Origin of the sequence: Priestia sp. FSL H7-0729, from assembly GCF_038005685.1 — a bacterium.
Lineage (GTDB): Bacteria > Bacillota > Bacilli > Paenibacillales > Paenibacillaceae > Paenibacillus.
In genome coordinates, this window is sequence record NZ_JBBOTQ010000002.1 from 550,782 (window position 1) to 569,698 (window position 18,917).

At 48.2% G+C, this 18,917-nt stretch carries 16 protein-coding genes; 7 read left to right on the forward strand and 9 right to left on the reverse strand.

Features of this window, described 5'->3' with window-relative positions:
* The first annotated feature begins 336 nt into the window (after positions 1-336).
* Entirely contained in the window at positions 337-1,305 is a 969-nt protein-coding gene (locus MHH93_RS08990) for a Gfo/Idh/MocA family protein (RefSeq protein ID WP_500053742.1), read from the forward strand.
* Positions 1,306-1,410: 105 nt separating this feature from the next.
* Complete coding sequence (locus MHH93_RS08995; protein ID WP_500053743.1) at positions 1,411-1,869, forward strand: hypothetical protein; 459 nt, start codon at positions 1,411-1,413, stop codon at positions 1,867-1,869.
* 149 nt (positions 1,870-2,018) lie between these two features.
* On the opposite strand, the gene MHH93_RS09000 is transcribed toward MHH93_RS08995, so the two are convergent.
* The gene (locus tag MHH93_RS09000; RefSeq protein ID WP_500053744.1) at positions 2,019-3,737 is read right to left on the reverse strand and encodes a methyl-accepting chemotaxis protein; all 1,719 of its coding nucleotides are present in this window, start codon (positions 3,735-3,737) and stop codon (positions 2,019-2,021) included.
* Positions 3,738-4,029: 292 nt separating this feature from the next.
* On the opposite strand from MHH93_RS09000, the gene MHH93_RS09005 reads away from it, so the two are divergent.
* Positions 4,030-4,716, forward strand: coding sequence for an HAD family hydrolase (locus MHH93_RS09005; protein WP_341072819.1), 687 nt, complete (start codon positions 4,030-4,032; stop codon positions 4,714-4,716).
* A 94-nt stretch (positions 4,717-4,810) separates the two neighbouring features.
* Here MHH93_RS09005 and MHH93_RS09010 read toward each other — a convergent pair whose 3' ends face one another.
* Genes MHH93_RS09010 through MHH93_RS09030 form a run of 5 tightly spaced genes read right to left on the reverse strand, consistent with a single transcriptional unit; the run spans position 4,811 to position 11,155 of the window.
* On the reverse strand, positions 4,811-5,989 hold the full coding sequence (locus tag MHH93_RS09010) for a YheC/YheD family endospore coat-associated protein (protein ID WP_500053745.1): 1,179 nt from the start codon (positions 5,987-5,989) through the stop codon (positions 4,811-4,813).
* A gap of 35 nt (positions 5,990-6,024) precedes the next feature.
* The gene (locus tag MHH93_RS09015) at positions 6,025-7,131 is read right to left on the reverse strand and encodes a YheC/YheD family endospore coat-associated protein (protein WP_500053746.1); all 1,107 of its coding nucleotides are present in this window, start codon (positions 7,129-7,131) and stop codon (positions 6,025-6,027) included.
* Positions 7,131-8,504, reverse strand: a complete 1,374-nt coding sequence (locus MHH93_RS09020) for a YheC/YheD family endospore coat-associated protein (RefSeq protein WP_500053747.1) — start codon at positions 8,502-8,504, stop codon at positions 7,131-7,133. Before MHH93_RS09020 ends, MHH93_RS09015 begins: the two co-directional genes overlap by 1 nt.
* 60 nt (positions 8,505-8,564) lie before the next feature.
* On the reverse strand, positions 8,565-9,755 hold the full coding sequence (locus tag MHH93_RS09025; RefSeq protein ID WP_500053748.1) for a YheC/YheD family endospore coat-associated protein: 1,191 nt from the start codon (positions 9,753-9,755) through the stop codon (positions 8,565-8,567).
* Positions 9,756-9,787: 32 nt separating this feature from the next.
* Entirely contained in the window at positions 9,788-11,155 is a 1,368-nt protein-coding gene (locus MHH93_RS09030) for a YheC/YheD family endospore coat-associated protein (RefSeq protein WP_500053749.1), read from the reverse strand.
* 237 nt (positions 11,156-11,392) lie between these two features.
* Here MHH93_RS09030 and MHH93_RS09035 point away from each other — a divergent pair, with 237 nt between their 5' ends.
* The 3 genes from MHH93_RS09035 to MHH93_RS09045 all read left to right on the forward strand — a co-directional run bounded on the left by MHH93_RS09035 (position 11,393) and on the right by MHH93_RS09045 (position 13,756).
* On the forward strand, positions 11,393-11,740 hold the full coding sequence (locus MHH93_RS09035) for a YlbF/YmcA family competence regulator (protein WP_036609862.1): 348 nt from the start codon (positions 11,393-11,395) through the stop codon (positions 11,738-11,740).
* A gap of 151 nt (positions 11,741-11,891) precedes the next feature.
* Entirely contained in the window at positions 11,892-12,176 is a 285-nt protein-coding gene (locus MHH93_RS09040) for a hypothetical protein (RefSeq protein ID WP_278299293.1), read from the forward strand.
* A gap of 245 nt (positions 12,177-12,421) precedes the next feature.
* Positions 12,422-13,756 carry a DRTGG domain-containing protein gene (locus MHH93_RS09045; protein WP_500053750.1) on the forward strand — a complete coding sequence of 445 codons (1,335 nt, stop codon included), beginning with the start codon at positions 12,422-12,424 and terminating at the stop codon, positions 13,754-13,756.
* 144 nt (positions 13,757-13,900) lie between these two features.
* On the opposite strand, the gene MHH93_RS09050 is transcribed toward MHH93_RS09045, so the two are convergent.
* The 3 genes from MHH93_RS09050 to MHH93_RS09060 form a co-directional block, all read right to left on the reverse strand.
* Positions 13,901-14,242 carry a YtpI family protein gene (locus MHH93_RS09050; protein ID WP_500053751.1) on the reverse strand — a complete coding sequence of 114 codons (342 nt, stop codon included), beginning with the start codon at positions 14,240-14,242 and terminating at the stop codon, positions 13,901-13,903.
* Between the two features lie 82 nt (positions 14,243-14,324).
* Positions 14,325-14,813, reverse strand: coding sequence for a sporulation membrane protein YtrI (locus tag MHH93_RS09055; RefSeq protein ID WP_017689500.1), 489 nt, complete (start codon positions 14,811-14,813; stop codon positions 14,325-14,327).
* 21 nt (positions 14,814-14,834) lie between these two features.
* The gene (locus MHH93_RS09060; protein ID WP_026081169.1) at positions 14,835-15,164 is read right to left on the reverse strand and encodes a YtrH family sporulation protein; all 330 of its coding nucleotides are present in this window, start codon (positions 15,162-15,164) and stop codon (positions 14,835-14,837) included.
* A 231-nt stretch (positions 15,165-15,395) separates the two neighbouring features.
* Between MHH93_RS09060 and MHH93_RS09065 the strand changes: the two genes are divergently transcribed.
* The coding region (locus MHH93_RS09065) for a DNA polymerase III subunit alpha (protein ID WP_500053752.1) at positions 15,396-18,917 on the forward strand (3,522 nt) is incomplete at its 3' end.

Genomic DNA, 18,917 nt, shown 5'->3' on the forward strand with positions numbered 1-18,917 from the left:
AAGGTTGTAAGAGGAAATATTCTTTGTTATTAGGAAGAGTATCTTTTTTTGTGGTTTTTTGTCAACTTGTTTTTATGAGTCTAAATTCCTGATTCTTAAGTTGGTAACGCTTTACGTGTTGATGGATAAAGTAAAAATAAATGGTTATATATCCCTGCAACGAATTACCCGATCGATACTTGGTTACAAATAATGTAAAAATATGACTAACCATGATGAATTTCAGGTTCAACCAGCGACTTGAAAGCTAGCGTTTTATTTCTTTTTCGTATCAATGCATCACATTCGCAGTTCTTTGCTATCTGCTATACTGGAAAGGAATTGGGAGGGGATAGAATGGTAGTCATCAAGATGGCTCTGATTGGTTTGGGTAAAATGGGATTACATATGGTTCATCAAATCGATAATATGAAGATGGACACAAAAATTGAGATTGTAGCGGTGTGTGATGCGAATGAGGAAGGTTTGGCGTCTTTTGCAGCTTCTCGTCCTGGGGTTCATACGTATACGGATTACAAGCAATTGATGAATGAGCATCAGATTGATCTACTATATATTGCAGTTCCACCGAAATATCATTATCCGGTTGTCATGGAAGCACTGGAGCGCAAAATTCATGTGTTCTGCGAGAAACCGCTTGCCAATAGTGTAGAAGAAGCCAAAGAGATGCTTGATGCAGCGGAGCAGGCGGGCGTTGTTCATGCCATCCATTTCTCTATGCCGCATGAACCTTCCGTGCTGAAGTTGCAAGAAATGATCGAGCAGCGTACGGTGGGGGCGATTCGCAAAATAGATCTCATTCTGCAATTCCCGCAGTGGCCACGATCATGGCAACAGAATGCATGGATTACGAGCCGGGAACAGGGTGGGTTTATTCTTGAAGTGGGGATTCACTGGATTCATATGATTCAAAAGGTGTTCGGTGCCATCCGGGTAGTGAGCACTCAGGTTCAATATCCTGAGAATGGAGAGTGTGAACTTGAAGTACAGGCTGCACTGGAACTGGAAGACGGGACTCGAATTCAGCTAAACGGCATGTCTCAATTTGCGGGAGAAGAACGTGTATCCATGGTGGTGTACGGTACGGAAGGTACAATTGCCTTGGAAAATTGGGATGAATTGAAGAGTGGCCTAGTGGGACAGTCACTTTCTCCAGTGGAAGTGCTTGAATCCGCCAGTGAATTGCCTGTTCTTAAACATGTCATTGCCCGTATACAAGGCCAACCAGCCAAGATATATAATTTTAACGACGGGTATCAGGCGCAATTGGTACTGGAAGCGTTGCGGAACACGGAAATAAAGTGACCAAACTCCTTTTATGATACTTTAGGATACTATAGGCACCAAGATAAGTTTTCAGAAGTGGATAGTTTCGCTCAACTACAATATAAATAATATACTTTCAAGGGAGTGAAGCAGATTGCGGCAAAAAAATGGCCTTTCTATATCATCATCCTACTCATTCTCTCAAATTTGGCTGTAACCTCTATGCTCTGGAATTCGAACACTCAGTATAATCGACTTCAGGACAAAATGAATCAATCTTTCATAACGTATGCGGAGAATATTCAGGATAATTTACGAAAAAATGCTGAACGGGGTTTGGAGGAAGAGATCTACCAGTATCAAGCGGCAGCTTCCAAATTAAATGCAGTAGCTACAGGAACAACTTTTTACCATGAGCAGCCGTTAATAAGTAATGTTTCTATGAATCTTGAACGATTTTTTAGAGATTACCCACGCTACCAGCATAAGTTGACTGCGTCAGAGGTAGAAACTTTACAGGGATTGTTGTCGGAGTGGATTACGAAGCCTGCAGATTCAGGCACGAATAACAAGCTTAATGATTTTCTTGTTCTGCAAAAATAAAATATAACCAGTAACTATATACAAAACACCCTCAGAGTAACTTTCACTCTGAGGGTGTTTTGTATATGCCTCTGAAATGGAATCAAAAAAAGATGATTTCTATAAATACAAAAACATCTTTTCTTCAGCTCAGCTGTTTCAGTAAGAGTTTACTCAAGTTTGAATCGGTTAACCAGCTGATCAAGTGCATCGGACATTTCATTCAACTGCTTGGACGTGTCAGACATTTCCTGCAGAGAAGCCAATTGTTCCTCCGTCATCGCAGATACTTCTTCTGTAGCTGAAGCGGTATCCTCCACAACAGCCGATACTTCATTAATGGACCTCATCACGTCCTCACTTCCGGAAGTTAACTCCTCGACAACAGCAGATACCTCCAGAACTTCACCACTGAGGTTATGGATATGCTGAGTAATGGTTGAAAAAGCATTACCTGCATCCTCAATGGTTCGCAACCCTTCATTTACATGTTGAGTGCTCACATCAACGACCTGAACTGTACTTTGAACACCTGCTACGACAGTCTCTAAGATACTTGTAATCTCTTTGGCTGATGTTGCACTTTGGTCTGCAAGATTACGGATTTCCGAAGCCACGACAGCAAAGCCACGTCCATTCTCCCCAGCGCGGGCCGCTTCGATTCCGGCGTTAAGTGCAAGCAGATTCGTTTGTCTCGCAATACCCGACATGGAGTCTGCAATGTTGATCACTTGATCAGACATTTTCGAAATTTCATTAATGGCTTCCTGTACAGAGAGGAAGGATTGCTCAATGGAGCTCATTTTGCCTACAGCATTATCAATGCGCTGTTGCCCATCCACGGCAATGGATTCCGTACGTACAGCACGTTCTGCTACGTCACCTGCCGAGGTGGCGACACGCTTAAGCCCGGTGAGGGATTGCTGCATCGCAGCTACCATGGTTTGCGTAAGAGCAACCTGTTCATCAGCCCCTTCAGCGACACGTTCCATGGCAGTGGCAACCTCTTTTCCGGCAAGATGGCTATCGGCAACCCCTTTATCCAATCGATCCGAAGCTGTACTCAGAATCATGGCATTGCTCTGAACGTCCAGCATCATTTGCTGCAAACCAGCGAGCATTGTATTGGCTGCCTCCGCAAGTTCACGAGTTTCATCTTTCATTGGCGTAGCGATTCTCAGTGTCAGGTCACCATTGGAAGAACCGATGTCATTCAATGCTTGCTTCACCGTACGGATGTTCTTAACAATGGCACGTGACAGGAACAATGCAGTGATGAACGAGATGATGGCCACAACGACAAGTGCCCCATACAGTTCCAGGTTCAGGAGTGCATTTTTTTGCTTCAGCGCTTCTGTACGGTTTTCGGTTAACGTATGTTCATTGGTTCGAAACGTATCAAGGGCGGAGCGTATTTGGTCCATGTCTCGTTTACCTGGGTCATCGGCAAAGAAATCTAGAATGGCTTGCGTATTATTCGCTTGGCGAAGGGTGACCACAGGTTCACCAGCGATCTGAATCCAGTTCTCCATATTACTATGTATGTCTTCCAAGAGTGCGGTTTGGGCGGGGTTGTCCGAAATTAATAACGCAAGTTCATCTTTGAGAGTACCCAGCTCTTCTTTTCCTTTGGTGTAGGGATCAAGGTAACTGTCCTGACCCGTGATGATGTATCCACGTTGACCTGTTTCCATATCTACCATGTTTCTTTCGAGTTCATAGGTCAGGGCGTGTACTCTCATATCGTGATCAACCAGAAAATCCAGCTCCCGTTGAAGCTGGCTTGTGCTGTTCTGAATCAGCAGGATGCAACCAGCCAGTACAGCCAGCACGAGTAGATATCCTAATCCGATCTTATAGAAAATCTTGAAGGTCTTACGCTTTTTCATGTTTGTTATTCCTCTCTATGGGGTATATGTAGTTGTCGAAAAAAGCAGAAATGTCATAATGTTAGGTCTTTAGATTAGGTGTCTAAAGCACTATTTTTTAGTATTATACGTAAAGAAAGTTATTTTGTATATAGTTTGTTTAACTATTATATAACGTTTGGCCTACTGTGTATAAGGTTAGAGTTAATAATGTTTACAATCGTTGGTTTACACGTTCAAACGTTATGTTTATCATGGGAAGGGAACGATTCAAATTACACATACATATCCCAATCCGAAAGGAACATTGGACATGACTAAAGAGAAGATATTGCTCAAACCGGAAGCGATGATTTTTGACATGGATGGTACGCTATTCCAGACAGAGACCCTGTTGTTGCCAGCTTACCAGCAACTATTTGATACATTGCGTGCCGAAGGGCATTTTGAAGGAGAAACTCCACCCGAGGAACGCATGCTGGGAAGCTTGGGCATGTTGCTCGAAGATATATGGAAAGTGGTTATGCCCGAGGCATCGGAAGCGGCGCATCGCCGTGCAGACGAACTGCTGCTCCAACTGGAGATTGAGGGGCTTGATCAAGGAAGTTCCCAATTGTATCCGGGTGTGAAAGAAACGCTGCAAGCACTAAAACAACAAGGAGTGCGTCTTTTTGTCGCTAGTAATGGGCTGGAGGACTATGTGAAGGGTGTTGCGTTTGCACACGAGATTATGCCTTTCTTTGAAGGGGTATACAGTGCGGGCCAGTACAAGACACCCTCCAAGATTAATCTGGTGCAGATCCTGCTTGAGAAACATCGTATTCAGGACGCATGGATGGTAGGGGATCGCTCTTCTGATGTGGAGGCTGGTAAAATGAACGGTCAGGCGGTCATCGGCTGTGCCTATGCCGGTTTCGGCCGTGATGAGGAGCTTGCGGGCTCAGATGTGCTCATCTCTGATTTTACAGAACTGCTGCGTCTGTATGATGAAGCAGAGTAAGGCAGTCACCGATTAAAAATCTCAGTAAACATATGAAAGCGCCCAACCCAAGTTATTTCACGGGTTGGGCGCTCTTTTATTGGTGATCAACTGATCATCTCTTTTTGCGTGCTTTCTTCAGTGCAGATGGTCTGTTGCTTGCAAGCCGGGTGGTTCTTATTGATTTGACCGGACGACTCGCTTGGTTGCGATATACCCATAGGGCATACTCCAGCGGTTGCGTGATGGCTTTATAATAGATGTCCCGCTCACCGATGCGAGCGAATACTTCACGGGCAGGTTTGGGGTTGACTTCAAGCAGGTAGATACGTCCGCTTCTGTCAATCGCCAAATCCAGTGCCAACTCACATAAGTCCCCATACGTATCTTCCAGAAATGTAGCAACTTCAATGCCAAACTTCTCTGCAGTCGTGTTAATTTCTGCTCGCAGGTCGTCATCTTCGATCCATTGCTTCATGAGTCGGTTCATCGCTATTGCCTGCCCGCCGCCATGTAGATTGGAGGTTACGCTTTTTTCAGCACCCATGCGTCCGGCACATCCGGTAAGCTCCCATTGTCCTTCACCATTCTTCTGAACCAGCATGCGGTAATCATGCACACGTCCATTCGGAAGCTGAAGTTGAATCCCCTTTTGTACAAGATACTTGTCTTTCATGTTCCAGTGCTGGAGCAACGAGCCAAGTCGTGATAAATGAACTTTACGCGGAGTGATGATACGACGTTTCTGATCCCGTCCCTGAACAAGTACCGTATTCGCCTCGTTACTGCCACGTTCAATGCGCAGAATACCACGTCCGCCTGTTCCATTAATGGGTTTGAGATAGACCAGAGAAGAAACTTTGAGCATTCGATTTACATCGGACATATCCTGAAATAATGTGGTTTCCGGCAGGTGCTCCCGAAAGTTGGCTTTTTGCAACAAGGTCTGGTGGATGGTCCATTTATTGCGCAGAGGTCTGTTCAGAAAGAGCAGATGCCCATATTTTTCACGAAAAGCAAGCAATTGCTGGAACCTGCGGTTCCGCTGAATCCGGCAGCGATCAAAGATCAGGTCAGGGAATGATCGCCACTCCCTGGACCAGCCTTTTCCCTCATGAAAAACCATGGCTTCAATCTGTTTGCCGCCAGGGTGTACGTCGGCTGGTGTGAATACATAGATATCGAGTCCCCGCTTGCGCCCTTCAACAATCATTCTGCGATAGATGGTGCGTTCTTCAAGAGCGCGATGTTCATTTAAGTACAACGTCATAATGCCCAGAACAGGTGAGGACACAAACAATCACCTTCTTTTTGCAGTATTCCTGTCTATCATCGTTTGGACTGACGGGCAAGATAAGCGCTGTAGTGAAATATACGTTCCAATGAACGCCGTCTGATCTGTGGTTCATCGAACTTCATAGGCTTTGCATTGGCTTCAAAGAACCAGAGTTCCCCCAGGTCATCAATGCCCAGATCCATGGACATTTCTCCGAGCGTGTAACCCGATCCCCGTTCTACCTGTCTTGCGATCATTAATGAAGTGGATTTCACACGTTTCATCAGGGTCGTTGTCATTTCTTCGCCAAAAAGCTCGGTCAGCAGCTTCTCAGGGTCTTCTACGCTCCCGCCGCGCGGCACATGAGTGGTAATGCTGCGGTAGCCAGCAAGTCTTGCACCTACACCGGTCACGCTCCATTGACCCTTGCTGTTCTTTTGTACAAGAACACGCAGATCGAAGGGGCGTTTACGAGAGGATGCCAGTTCAATGCCTTGCTGTATGATATAGGGCGTATGTCCGGTTTCTTTGCGAATTCGTGCCCATAACTTGGCAAGTGTAGCAGCTTTATAGGTCGTGCTTTTACGTGTAGTTTGGATTTTAAGTCGATACGGAAGACGTTCTTTTTCCTGATATTTAAGCATCATGATTCCTTTGCCAGCTTTGCCGCTCTCAGGTTTAAGGTACAGATAAGGATACGTCCGTAGAACGGCCCCCAGCGAAGAAGCACTTCGCATCCGTCGGGTATAAGGGATCAATTGTTGAGTTGATTTGGACTTTTTAAGCCATTCGAACAGATCCCATTTGTTGAAAAAGAAGGGGTTATACAGCTCAATTCCTGATTGCATGCATTCATCAATTTTGCGCTGAACGGAAGGTTTGCCTTCGTCTTCCCGATTGGGAATACGATTGTACAGAACATGGGGAAGGGGGAAGGGTTGTGAAACCCACTTTCCACTCCCCTTGTTGTACGTATAGCCTTTCACGGTAGGACCACTCACGTTCAGATCCCGCACAGTCACAATGTACACGACGTATCCCATGCTCTCGCCTGTCTGCAGAATATCTTGAAAATTTTGATGATTTCCCCTGAACATGCGCTGATTATCATGCATGGTCAAAACAGCAATGACAGGTTTGAAATCATCATGAAGACTCATCAAATTTCTTCCTTCTTCCGGAACTTGCTCAAATACAGGCAGTGTTCCAAGATGTGCTCCACCGACGATTTTCCCTCCACCCGGAGTGAAGGGTGACGGAAAATGGAGCGCCCGGGTTTGGCGTTCGCTTCGAACATCCATACATGTTCCTCCTGATCAATGCCCAGATCAAAGCCAATCTCACCAATCAGATGCTGGTGCTGGGTTTCAATCGCCTGGGCCAGTGTAATAGCGACGGATTTGGCATGCTGAAGAACTTCTCCCGCACGATCGCCGAAGTTGCGACTGAGCGCCTGCTCAGGAGTCATGAGGGAGCCGCCATTTTTGATGTGTGTTGTGACGCTGCCACGTCCTGCCTTTTTGGCTCCAATCCCGACAACAACCCATTGATTGTTACCATTTTTGTGCATGTGAAATCGAAAATCAATTGGACATTCATCAATCTCGATTAGACGTATTCCCTGCTGAACAACGTATCCGCGAAGTTGTTTGCCATGTCTTCCCTGAAGCATGCGCATCAGACTGTTGAAGGACCCAAAACGCAGGAGTGCATTACCGCCTTTTTTGCGATAACGTGCGAAGTATCCGCGTTTGGGCGAATAAGTCAGGCGGTAGATCCCGTTCCCCAGACTTCCTGCAGTAGGCTTATAGTAGACGAACTGATGGCGTTCCAACATTTCCTTCATCTGTTCAACGGATGGATTGGTAATGGATTCTGGAATATAACGTCCTGCTACCGGTTCATTCTCCAGCAATGTATAGATATCTGATTTGTTGAAAAAGCTCCAGTTGAAGAATGGAATTTTCCGACGAACAAATCGTTCCCGCAGTTGGTTGATGGCGGGTGAAAAATCGGAACGACGGCTCGGTAACCGGTTGTAGACGACATCGGGCAGAGGTACCGTTTTGCGTGTGAAGCTTCCGTTATCATTCAGAAAAAAACCGGATACCGTCTCATTCTGCCAATTAATATCCCGGGGAGTAAAGGCATAAATATAGGATTTTCGGCTGCCTTCACGGAGTAACTGTTTGATGAAACCAGTACGAGAACCGAATGGATTCGTGCTCGTTGCAGGCCCATCAGAGAGTACGCCGATCAGTGGACCTAACTGGACCTCATCATTTTGCAAATTCCGGAGATAAATACTTCCCCGTTTGGGAACGTTCATCATATTACGGATACCTGAAGCGAGATACAGATGTTTTCCTGCTTTTTTGATTGGTTTGATCGTTGCAGGTACCCGGTCACGCCCGAAGCGAAGATTCACCGTTTTTTTGCCGGACAGGTTGAGGCTCTTCATTAAAGCGTTGGATACATAAACCACTTTATCCGGTTGCTTGGTGAAATGCAGATTGCAAAAGGTCAAACTCATGATTTATCCTCCTATCCTGAAAAGATCCTTGGGCTCCATGGCAAGCGGGCGCTGCGGGCCTCAGCCGCCGTGAATCGGGATGGGTTTCAGGCCAGCTTTGCTGGATGTATTCGGCAATTTCATTGGACGAATGACGTCCGTGAGAACATGTTGTTGCAACAGATAACGGGCATAGGCAAGCGGCCGGGTATAAGTCAGGATATGCATGCGTCGGTCGCCCGCTTCTGCGAATGAGGTGCGGCCTGGTTTGGAGTTGACTTCAATTAGCCAGAGTTGGCCCTCTGCATCTGCTCCGAAATCAAGCCCCAATTCGGCTAACCTGCCGAAACGGCTCTCCAGCAGGGTGGGGATAAGAGTAGCTGTCTGCCGAATGTTCTTTAGCAGAGTTTCTGCACGGGTCGTTCCATATCGCTGGAGCAGATATGCATGGGCCGGATAGGCTCTGCCCCCACCGTGAAGATTGGATGTGAGTGAACCCTCGGCTCCTTCTCGTACCATACATCCGGTAAGCTTCCAGCGACCGTGCCCATTCTTTTGCATTAGTGCCCGTATGTCGAATGCTCTTCCTTGATGGCTAAGCTCCAGATATGGCTGAACGATCATCTTATGCTCAGCCTGTTGTAATGCTAGCCAGGAAGATACAGCCTGAGTACGGTTGAATGTAAGGAAAAAGGGTTCATTGTGTTCGTTACGCCCCTCCGCGATCCATGTGGATGGAGTTAATCCCCGAGACAGGCGAAAGGTATTTTTGCCATGAGTCCCGGATATCGGTTTGAAGAATAATCCTTTGGGCCAACGGTCCAGCCATGATTCCCAAGGAATATGCGATCCGATCCGGGTGGTGGGGGCAAGTTGTGACCGCAATTCAGGATTTTGGGACAACAGACGATGTACCTCCCATTTTCCTGGAAGAGAAGCCGACCAATACCGGTGTTGACCGGAGCCCTTCGTCCGTATCTGTTCCATAAGCTGCTGTCTGACGCTCCTTGGGAGAGGGCGAAGACAACGATCCATAATGAGGTCAACTGCAGGAACAGGTACCGAGTTCCACTTCCCTTGATGATAGACATATCCCCATTGAAGAGGGAGATGGGCTACATCAATCGATATCGGGATCACAATAACCTGCAGGGCGTATTTCATACTCCCCAAACTGAGACGACGGCAGAAAAGTTCATCCGTGAAGGGAGGTGAGCCTTCGGTTGCACGTACCAGAATGGCTAGTGTTTTGATCTGAGATGATGGAAACATTTCGCTGCACCTCTCCCTTGTAGAATGACTTTTCAAAAACCTGCCAGGTAAGTAGAGTATTCGAGCATGGCTTTGACGGAAGGGCGAATCTTGCTCTCACTCAGTGGGGTGTTATCATTTTTGGATGGTTTGGAGTTGACTTCGAGCAGCCATACGCGCCCAGTGGTGTCCAGAGCTAGATCAATACCAAGTTCACCAAAATGAGCAGGGATGGCACTCTCGATCCCTTTTGCGATATCCAGTGCTGCGGTGTGTAATCCTGCATATGCGGAAGCTTTGGCTGATCCAGACAACTGCGTTTTGGCAACCGCATCCTTGACGGTACTGAGGCTTCCACCTCGTGCCAGATTGGATACATAGTGACTCCCGCCCGCAATCCGTGCGACGATGGAGGTTACACTCCATTTACCTGTACGGTTCTTTTGCACGAGCGCACGGAAATCCACGGGTCTGCCACTGTTGTCAATGAGAGTCAGCCCTTGTTGGATCTGATAACGCGTTGTTTTCATTTTCCCAGTCATACTGGCATACAGTTTATCCAGAGAAGCATACGTTTGTTTCCGGGTCCCCCCGACGCCCGTTGCCAGAGTCAGGAAACTTCCGTCCGTCTGACGTGAGACACGGATGATCCCTTTACCCAAAGAACCGCGTACAGGCTTCAGAAATACAACCGGATGTCGGTTGCACATCGTCTTGAGCATGGCGGACGTCTTGAGCAAATGAGACTCGGGAAGAACCCGTTTAAGCGTTGAAATGGACTTGAGTGCGTCAAACACTTCGTTTTTGTCCAGAAACTTTTCATTGAAGGTTTGCGTGCCGTAGAGCGATTTTACTTCTTTCATAAAATGCTGTACGCTAGGTTTGTTCTCAAGCTTGCGGGACGTTAGCCGGTTATTGACGACGTCTGCTACAGGCAGAACAGTCTTTTTCCAGCCGTCATCATACACCCAGCCTTTCATATAACCCGTTACCGCTCCAATATCCTCCGGTGTGAAAAAGGATACATAGGCGCCTTGCTTACGGCAGGCGTTCACCAGTTCTTGACAGAACATCGTGATGGAGCCAAAGGGCCGATCGGGCTGATCGGGATAATCCTGGCTAACCAGTACACTGATGTAGGGTCCAAGGCGAAGCGTACGGCTGGCTGAACGATAGGATACCCTCAGGACCGAACGTGGAACGAGACCGGTCTTACTGGCAACTGTCTGATTGATGCGCAGCCCGTCATACCTTGGTACCGGAATGACAGTGACTTCGCGGCGGAAAGAGCCAAATTGCAGCTGAAGCGGCCTTCCTGAAGGGATTTTAAGCGCCTTGAGCACCCCTTCGCCCAGCATGATGACGTCGTCCTGCAGGATGCCCGAGCCGGTAACCTGAATCGTTACTTTTTTAGTGGACATCACGGATCTCCTTCCGGGCGGCAACTTGATGTCTGATCTCGAAGTTGAACGGCATCTGAACATGGCATGTGCTTCATCATATGAGGACATATAACCCTTGGTGATTGACCTATATGGATTAAATGCATTTGATTTCGAGGCAGGTTATTGATGGCCTGTTTCAGATCGTCCTTGTTTGACAGGAGAGCAAAGCGTGTATTAACACGGATGAACAAACCAATCTGAGGAGGAATAATAGTGAACATTTATGACAAAGCCAATGATTTGGCCAAAGCACTGAGAGAAAGCAGCGAGGTGGAAGAGATTACTTCCGCGATGAAGCTGATTGAAGCTGATCCGGATGCAAAAGCAATGCTCGATAACTTCCGTGATCAACAAATGGAATTGCAACAACGTATGATGAGCGGGGATATGCCAGCTCCGGATGAGATGGAGAAAATGGAGAAACTGTTTGAAGTACTGAGCTTGAATCTAAATATTCGTCGTTTGTTTGATGCAGAGCGTCGCCTCAGTGTCATCATTGAAGACGTGAACAAAATTATTGCTGATAGTCTGGGTCATCTTTACGGTGGCGCTGAAGCGTAAAAAGGTAGTTCAAAAAGTCCACTTTTGATTACGAAGGATGAACACGTACCAAAAGGTTGTCTTGTTTTTTTACCTGAACCTTTCATATTAGCTCCTTATCGTTCATAGACTAGACATATAGAGTCGATCAAGAACGAAGGAGCTGTGAATGGTGAAGAGGTTGAAAAAAGCAAAACATGTGATCTATCTGCTTATTGCGTTGTCGATGCTGGTCATTGCACTACCGCGGATTTCCTTTGCTGGAGGAATGGACTGGGTTAATATTTTTGGCATCGTATGGGTGCTGTTCTCTTTATTAATCGTTGGTGCACATCTGCATTTTATTCTCGGTGTGGATGAAGAGAAGAAACGTGCACTGGAAGCCATTCGCCGGGCGAAGCTGCGGCAATGGGAGATGAAACTGCTGGACAAGCAGGAGCGGAGCGAGTCTGTATAAGGTGTGGAATTACATTCTGCACGTCAGGGCCAACAGCGTTGGTTCTGCCTCTGGAATAAGACCGGATTACCTTGCGCATAAGGGGTCCGGTCTTTTTGGTATATAACGGATTAGCGTACAACATGGAAGAGTGAACTCATTCGGTGCCATTCCCTTGAGAGCGGGATGGGATATGGGGTTATTTTCCTAACGACGTGTTATAATAGATACAGTATAGTACAGATGCATCTTCGGGGGTGGTACAGTTGGACGGTCAGGAAGAGAACGTTACGAAGCATGAACAGTTACTTCAACACATTGAACAACTGAAGGTTGGCAGTAAAATATCGGTACGTGGACTTGCGCGGGAGCTGGGCGTAAGTGAAGGGACAGCTTATCGGGCGGTGAAAGAGGCGGAGAACTTCGGGTTGGTCGTGACCAAGGAACGAATTGGAACGGTGCGGATTGAGAAGAGACCTCGGGGCATGTCGGAACAGTTGACCTTTGCTGATGTTGTAACCATTGTCGAGGGCCATGTGTTGGGTGGTAACGAAGGTCTTGCCAAACCGCTGCACAAATATGTGATTGGTGCGATGAAAGAACAGGCAATGGCCCGTTATATTGACGCTGGGAGTCTGCTGATTGTAGGTAACCGGGAAGATGCTCACTCACTTGCCCTCGAACAAGGAGCGGGTGTGTTGATTACGGGTGGGTTTGGAACTAGCCGTGAAGTAAGAATTATGGCGGACGAGCTTGGGCTACCGATTATTTCATCCAGACATGATACATTCACAGTGGCTTCCATGATTAACCGTGCGATCTTCGACCGGCTGATTAAGAAAAAGATTATGCTTGTTGAAGATATCATTGGTCAGAAACCACGCCTGCAGGTATTGAAGGTCACCAGTTCAGCCGCGGATTTCCACATGTTGGTGTCGGAGACGGGGGAACATCGCTTCCCGGTCGTAGATGAATGGAACCGGGTCATCGGAATTGTGAGTTTGAAGGATGTCAGTGAACTTACGGCAGATCAGAGTATTGAGAAATGCGTGGTACGCCGCCCGATTACGGCCTCATTGCAGACATCTCTTGCTTCTGCTGCCCAGATTATGACCTGGGAAGGAATCGACTTTCTGCCGATCGTGGATCGGAACCGCAAACTGATTGCGTCCGTCACACGCAAGGAAGTGCTTCAGGCTATGCGGGATGCACAGAAGCAGCCACAACTGGGAGAGACGTTTGATCATCTGATCTGGAACGGGTTTGCCGAGGAGCGGGGAGAACAGAACGAACTTTTATTTCACGGATTCATCATTCCTCAGATGGCGACGGATCTGGGTACGATCTCCGAAGGTGTTCTGTTGAATGTGATGACCCAGGCTGGCCGACGGGCGGCGTGGGATGTTACAGGGAACGACCATGTGGTGGATAATGTAACGACTTATTTTGTTCGACCGGTACAGATTGAGGATCAGATTATGGTTCGACCGGTGATTCTGGAAACCAGCCGTCGAACGTGCAAAATGGACATTGTGGTTACCCGTGAAGGCAGTGTGGTATGCAAAGCAGTAATGACATTGCAGTCGATTGATCATGCCTAGCAGGGTGATATGCTTTGGGCACAGACAAAGAGAGTACTCCCTGATCTGGAAGCTCTGCCGGGTTGCGTTGACACGCTGTTCTGGCTTCGCTTCGTGAAGGGAAGTACTCTCTTTTTGAAGTCACAACAACTGCGCTTCAACGAATCATGCAGATTGTCCGGAGGTTTTACCTGATCCATTACTGGACCGTTGTTGAAGCCGGGCATAATAACTGCGGTTACGTATTCCGGCAAATACGTTGTATGCACCCATAATCAGAAATAGCGCTTCCACAACCACCGATAGGGTGGAACCCGTGAAGACAAACATCAGGATCAGTGCAAGCACGACAAGCATGCCACCCATCCAAATATTCGTCCATGAACGGTACAGACCGGCGCTGGTTGCATCCGAGCTTCTGTGTGAACGAATGCTGTTCAACGCTGCCAAAATCATGGCAACAGCAAAGATGGCGATTAGAGCATATTTGAGTACATCAATGAACACAAAGACGCAGCTCCTTTTCTGGAAAGCATTTACTGCCCTTATTGTACCATGGAGAGATGCAGACAAGGGCAGTTTTTTGCTGTTACGCAGGAACGTGCATGCGAATCTGTACCCAAACTTGCAGTACGCCTTCCATAACCAACATCGTTTTGACCTGAACGGTGTACTCCTTTTCCCTGACTGAGTACACTTTCTGATTCAGCATGATGCGCGTCATTTTGCTATACTCGTCGATGTTGAATACATCTCTGCCCCGAAGCACCTCAAGTTCATCTCCGAGCTTCTGTAACATCACTTTCAGAGAAGCCTCGTCTGGCCCCTTATCCGACTCTTCTGCACGGACCTTGATTTCCTTGATAACGGTTTGGCGTTTACTGTATTTTTTCAGCGTTTTGATATCCTCCTCATTCTGATGCAGCTGAAGCTGCAGCTCCTGATTGTTCAGCCACAACGCATTGTAACTCAGGTGGAATACACCGTTGTAGACGACGCATCCAGCGATCATTCCCAGAACAAATACAGCGGTCATTCGCATCAGCGGGCGGTAACGGGAGAATGGCGGAATTCTCATGAACGCTGTTCCCGTGTCATATTAGCTGCGGCCTCCGCCGCACACCCACTTCACCAGTTCGGTTCCCATATGCGCGCCCATAAAAGCAGAGATCAGATACAGGATTTGTTTGACCGCCGGAGAGAGGTTGCCATCCAGAAAATTGCTCTCGATGACACGCATGGGATCAATGGTGCCGCCAACAGCGGCTGCGAGTGCCCATATCTTTATTTTCCCGGAAATGTCGAGCATCGTCTGTGTCGGAGGCTGAAGAGAAATCACGGCTCCAATACCTCCAATCATCGCGCCGCCCAGCACGATTCCAAACGCAATGAAGAAATCAAGAATGGCTTTGGACAAAAATGTGCTCACTGGCAACACCCCTTTCAGACCTAGCAGCACACCTCCTGTCTTCGGTCTGTCACAGGGGGGAGCGGCTTGTACTTCTATTGTATGGGCGTGCCCCCGAACGTTATGATAAAATAGAATAATAAAGAGACTCCATTTTTTATTTATTTAATTCATATATATGAGATAGATAGGTTAGCAGACGGATCAGAAGATCGATGCTGCGACTATCTGCGGCGAAAGGGAGAAAAAAACATGAGTTCTTTTGTGCATTTGCACGTTCACAGCGAATACAGTTTGCTGGACGGCGCTGCGCGTATTCCGGATCTCGTGAATAAGGCTGCAGATCTCGGAATGACGACACTTGCGCTGACCGACCATGGCGTGATGTATGGTGCAATTCCTTTTTATAAAGCATGTGTTGAACGAGGTATCAAGCCGATTATAGGTTGCGAGGCATACATGACAGCAGGGTCCCGCAAAGAGCGGGGAAGCCGCAAGGATCAACCGATTCATCATTTGATTTTGCTGGCCAAAAATATGACAGGTTACCGTAATTTGATGAAATTGTGCTCGATTGGACATCTCGAAGGTTTTCATTACAAACCACGTGTAGATATGGAAAGTCTGGCTGCCCATCACGAGGGCATTATCTGCCTCAGTGCGTGTCTGGGTGGTGAAGTACCACAGCATCTGTTGCATGGACGAGAAGAAGAAGCGCGACGTGCGGCGTTACGCTACAAAAATATCTTTGGTGCCGACTTCTATCTGGAACTACAGGATCATGGGCTTTCCGAGCAAAAAAGGGTGAATCCGCAGTTGATTAAACTGGCCGCTGAACTTGAGATTCCGCTTGTAGCGACGAATGATGCTCACTATCTGGCGGAAGGGGATGCCGAACTTCAGGATGTGCTGATCTGTATCGGAACGGGCAAGACCGTAGATGATGAGAATCGGCTCCGAATTGCAACCAACCAGCTCTATCTGAAAAGTGAAGAAGAGATGGCCCGGTTGTTTCCTCATGTACCGGAAGCTCTGGCGAATACCGTCCGTATTGCGGAATCCTGTGAATTGGAGCTGGAATTCGGCAAATCGATTTTGCCGGAATACAGACCGCTTCCGGATGGACTCAGCCCTTCCGCGTATCTGCGTCAACTGTGCGAAGAAGGCATGGAGGAACGTTATGCGCAGTCCACACGTTGGACTGATGCGGAGCTTCGATCCGAACTTGAAGAACGCTTGTCGTATGAACTGGGTGTAATCGACAGCATGGGCTTCTCGGATTATTTCCTGATTGTCTGGGATTTTATCGCCTATGCGCATAAACAAGGCATTGTTACTGGACCAGGCCGAGGCTCCTCGGCAGGTAGTCTGGTGGCATACACGTTGCACATCACGGATGTTGATCCGATGAAATACAATCTGCTCTTCGAAAGGTTCCTGAATCCCGAGCGGATCTCCATGCCGGATATCGATATTGACTTCAGCGATGAACGGCGGGATGAGGTCATTGATTATGTCGCTCATAAATATGGCAAAGCCCATGTTGCTCAAATCATTACCTTTGGAACGATGGCTGCCCGTGCAGCCGTACGTGATGTCGGGAGGGCACTGAATGTGCCTTATGGAGAAGTGGACAAGGCTGCAAAACTGATTCCGGCGCAGCTCGGCATTAACATCGAGCGGGCCATGGAAGCGACACCTGAATTGAAGGCTCTGTATGAGACCAAACCAAAAACGCGTGAACTGCTGGATATGGCGATGAAGGTCGAGGGTATGCCGCGTCATGCTTCCACGCATGCAGCGGGAGTGGTTATCTCCCGTGATCCGCTGACCGATGCGGTACCGCTTCAGGAGGGCAGTGAAGGGACAGCGTTAACCCAATATTCCATGGAAAATCTGGAATCAATTGGGCTGCTTAAGATGGACTTTCTGGGTCTGCGTACCCTCTCAATCATTGAGCGGTGTGTACGCTGGATTGGGGAACATGGAGAAGTTCCGGACTTCCGTGTTATTCCTGACGATGATGCATTAACGTATGAGATGCTTGGCCGTGGTGACACGATGGGCATATTCCAACTGGAATCTGCCGGTGTACGCCGTGTGCTGAAAGAGATGAAGCCCAGCGTATTTGAAGATGTGATCTCTGTACTTGCCTTGTATCGTCCGGGTCCGATGGAGTTCATATCCAAATACATTCAGGGTAAGCATGGACAGATCGAAGTGGATTACCCGCACGTGGATCTGGAGCCTATTCTCAAAGATACGTATGGCATCATTGTGTATCAGGAGCAGATCATGCAGATTGCCTCCCGGATGGCGGGTTTCTCGCTGGGTGAGGCAGATTTGCTTCGCAGAGCGGTCTCCAAGAAGAAACGGGAAGTGCTGGATCTGGAGCGTGGACACTTTGTACAAGGCAGTCTGAAACAAGGGTATAGCGAGGAAGAGGCAGACTTGGTCTATGATATGATCGTCAAGTTTGCCAACTATGGATTCCCGCGTGCGCATGCCGCAGCATACGGTGTGCTTGCGTTCCAGACCGCGTATTTGAAGGCACACTATCCGGTTCATTTTATGGCTTCCATGTTAACAGCTGTAATGGGAAGTCATCGGAAAGTGGCAGAATACGTGGTGGAATGTCGGCGTATGGATATGGAGGTGCTTCCACCGGATGTGAATGAGAGCGGTATTCTGTTTACACCTGTATTTGTGCCGTCCGGCAGCGCAGGAGCCGGGGATCAGAGCAGCGCATCACAGCAGACTGCGGGAGCAGATGCAGAGAGTGACACCGGAAGCGCAGCCGAAGAACATGCCGCGAATGGTAACGGAAGTTCCTTCATGGAAGATCGCGTTCATGAGCATGATGGGCATTCAGGACAAGCTGAATATGGTGAAGCCCCTTTGCCGGATGAACCTGGTCCTGGACCGGATGAGGACAGTGGCGGATATGAGTGGCAAGCCGCAACATCCATGCCTGAGGCATCCGACAACCGGAAGGAACCGGGATTGGTGACGGCTGCTTCAAAGGGGGCAATCCGATTCGGTCTGGCTGCTGTGAAAAATGTCGGTACCCAGGCGATGGAAAGCATTATGATCGTACGACAGGAGAGACCATTCGACAGTCTGCTCGATTTTTGTCGTCGTGTGGATTTGCGCGTATGCAACAAACGTGTGATTGAATCGTTGATCCAAGCTGGAGCTTTTGACACATTACCTGGACACCGGGCCCAATTGCTGGCGATGCTGGATGAGACCGTTGAAGCGGCCCTGAAATGGCGCAAAGAACGTGAGGATCTGCAGATTCAATTGTTCGACTTTGTGGAGACGCCAAACTGGGAGATTGAATACCCGGAGATTCCTCCTTATTCTTCAGGGCAGCAGCTGGAACTGGAGCGAGAGTTGTTAGGCTTGTATCTCTCCGGGCATCCGCTGGATGACTATGAAGATGTGCTGGAATCGAGTGGGGCTGACCGGATCATGGAGCTGACCGAGGCGGCAGACGACACGATGACGGTCGCCGCGGGTATGGTGGTGTCTGTGAAGTCAATTACGACGAAACAGGGCAAGGCGATGGCGTTCATGGAGCTGGAAGACCAGATCGAACGCTGCGAAGTGGTTCTCTTTCCCGAGGTATGGCGGCGTAGCCAGCAGCATGTCGGGAAAGGTGAACTGCTCGTCGTGCGTGCCAAAGTGCAGCAGCAGGACGAAGGGTTTAAGCTGCTGGCTGAGGAAGTGTTGCCGTTGTCACCGGCGGCACTGGAGCAGCAGCTGCGCAGC

Bases quoted from the DNA above. Each gene is read 5' to 3' on its own strand.
- MHH93_RS09005 (WP_341072819.1), top strand. From the start codon at position 4,030: ATGACTAAAGAGAAGATATTGCTCAAACCGGAAGCGATGATTTTTGAC.
- MHH93_RS08990 (WP_500053742.1), top strand. From the start codon at position 337: ATGGTAGTCATCAAGATGGCTCTGATTGGTTTGGGTAAAATGGGATTA.
- MHH93_RS09000 (WP_500053744.1), bottom strand. From the start codon at position 3,737: ATGAAAAAGCGTAAGACCTTCAAGATTTTCTATAAGATCGGATTAGGA.
- MHH93_RS09015 (WP_500053746.1), bottom strand. From the start codon at position 7,131: ATGAGTCTTCATGATGATTTCAAACCTGTCATTGCTGTTTTGACCATG.
- MHH93_RS09025 (WP_500053748.1), bottom strand. From the start codon at position 9,755: ATGTTTCCATCATCTCAGATCAAAACACTAGCCATTCTGGTACGTGCA.
- MHH93_RS09020 (WP_500053747.1), bottom strand. From the start codon at position 8,504: ATGAGTTTGACCTTTTGCAATCTGCATTTCACCAAGCAACCGGATAAA.
- MHH93_RS09055 (WP_017689500.1), bottom strand. From the start codon at position 14,813: ATGAGAATTCCGCCATTCTCCCGTTACCGCCCGCTGATGCGAATGACC.
- MHH93_RS09030 (WP_500053749.1), bottom strand. From the start codon at position 11,155: ATGTCCACTAAAAAAGTAACGATTCAGGTTACCGGCTCGGGCATCCTG.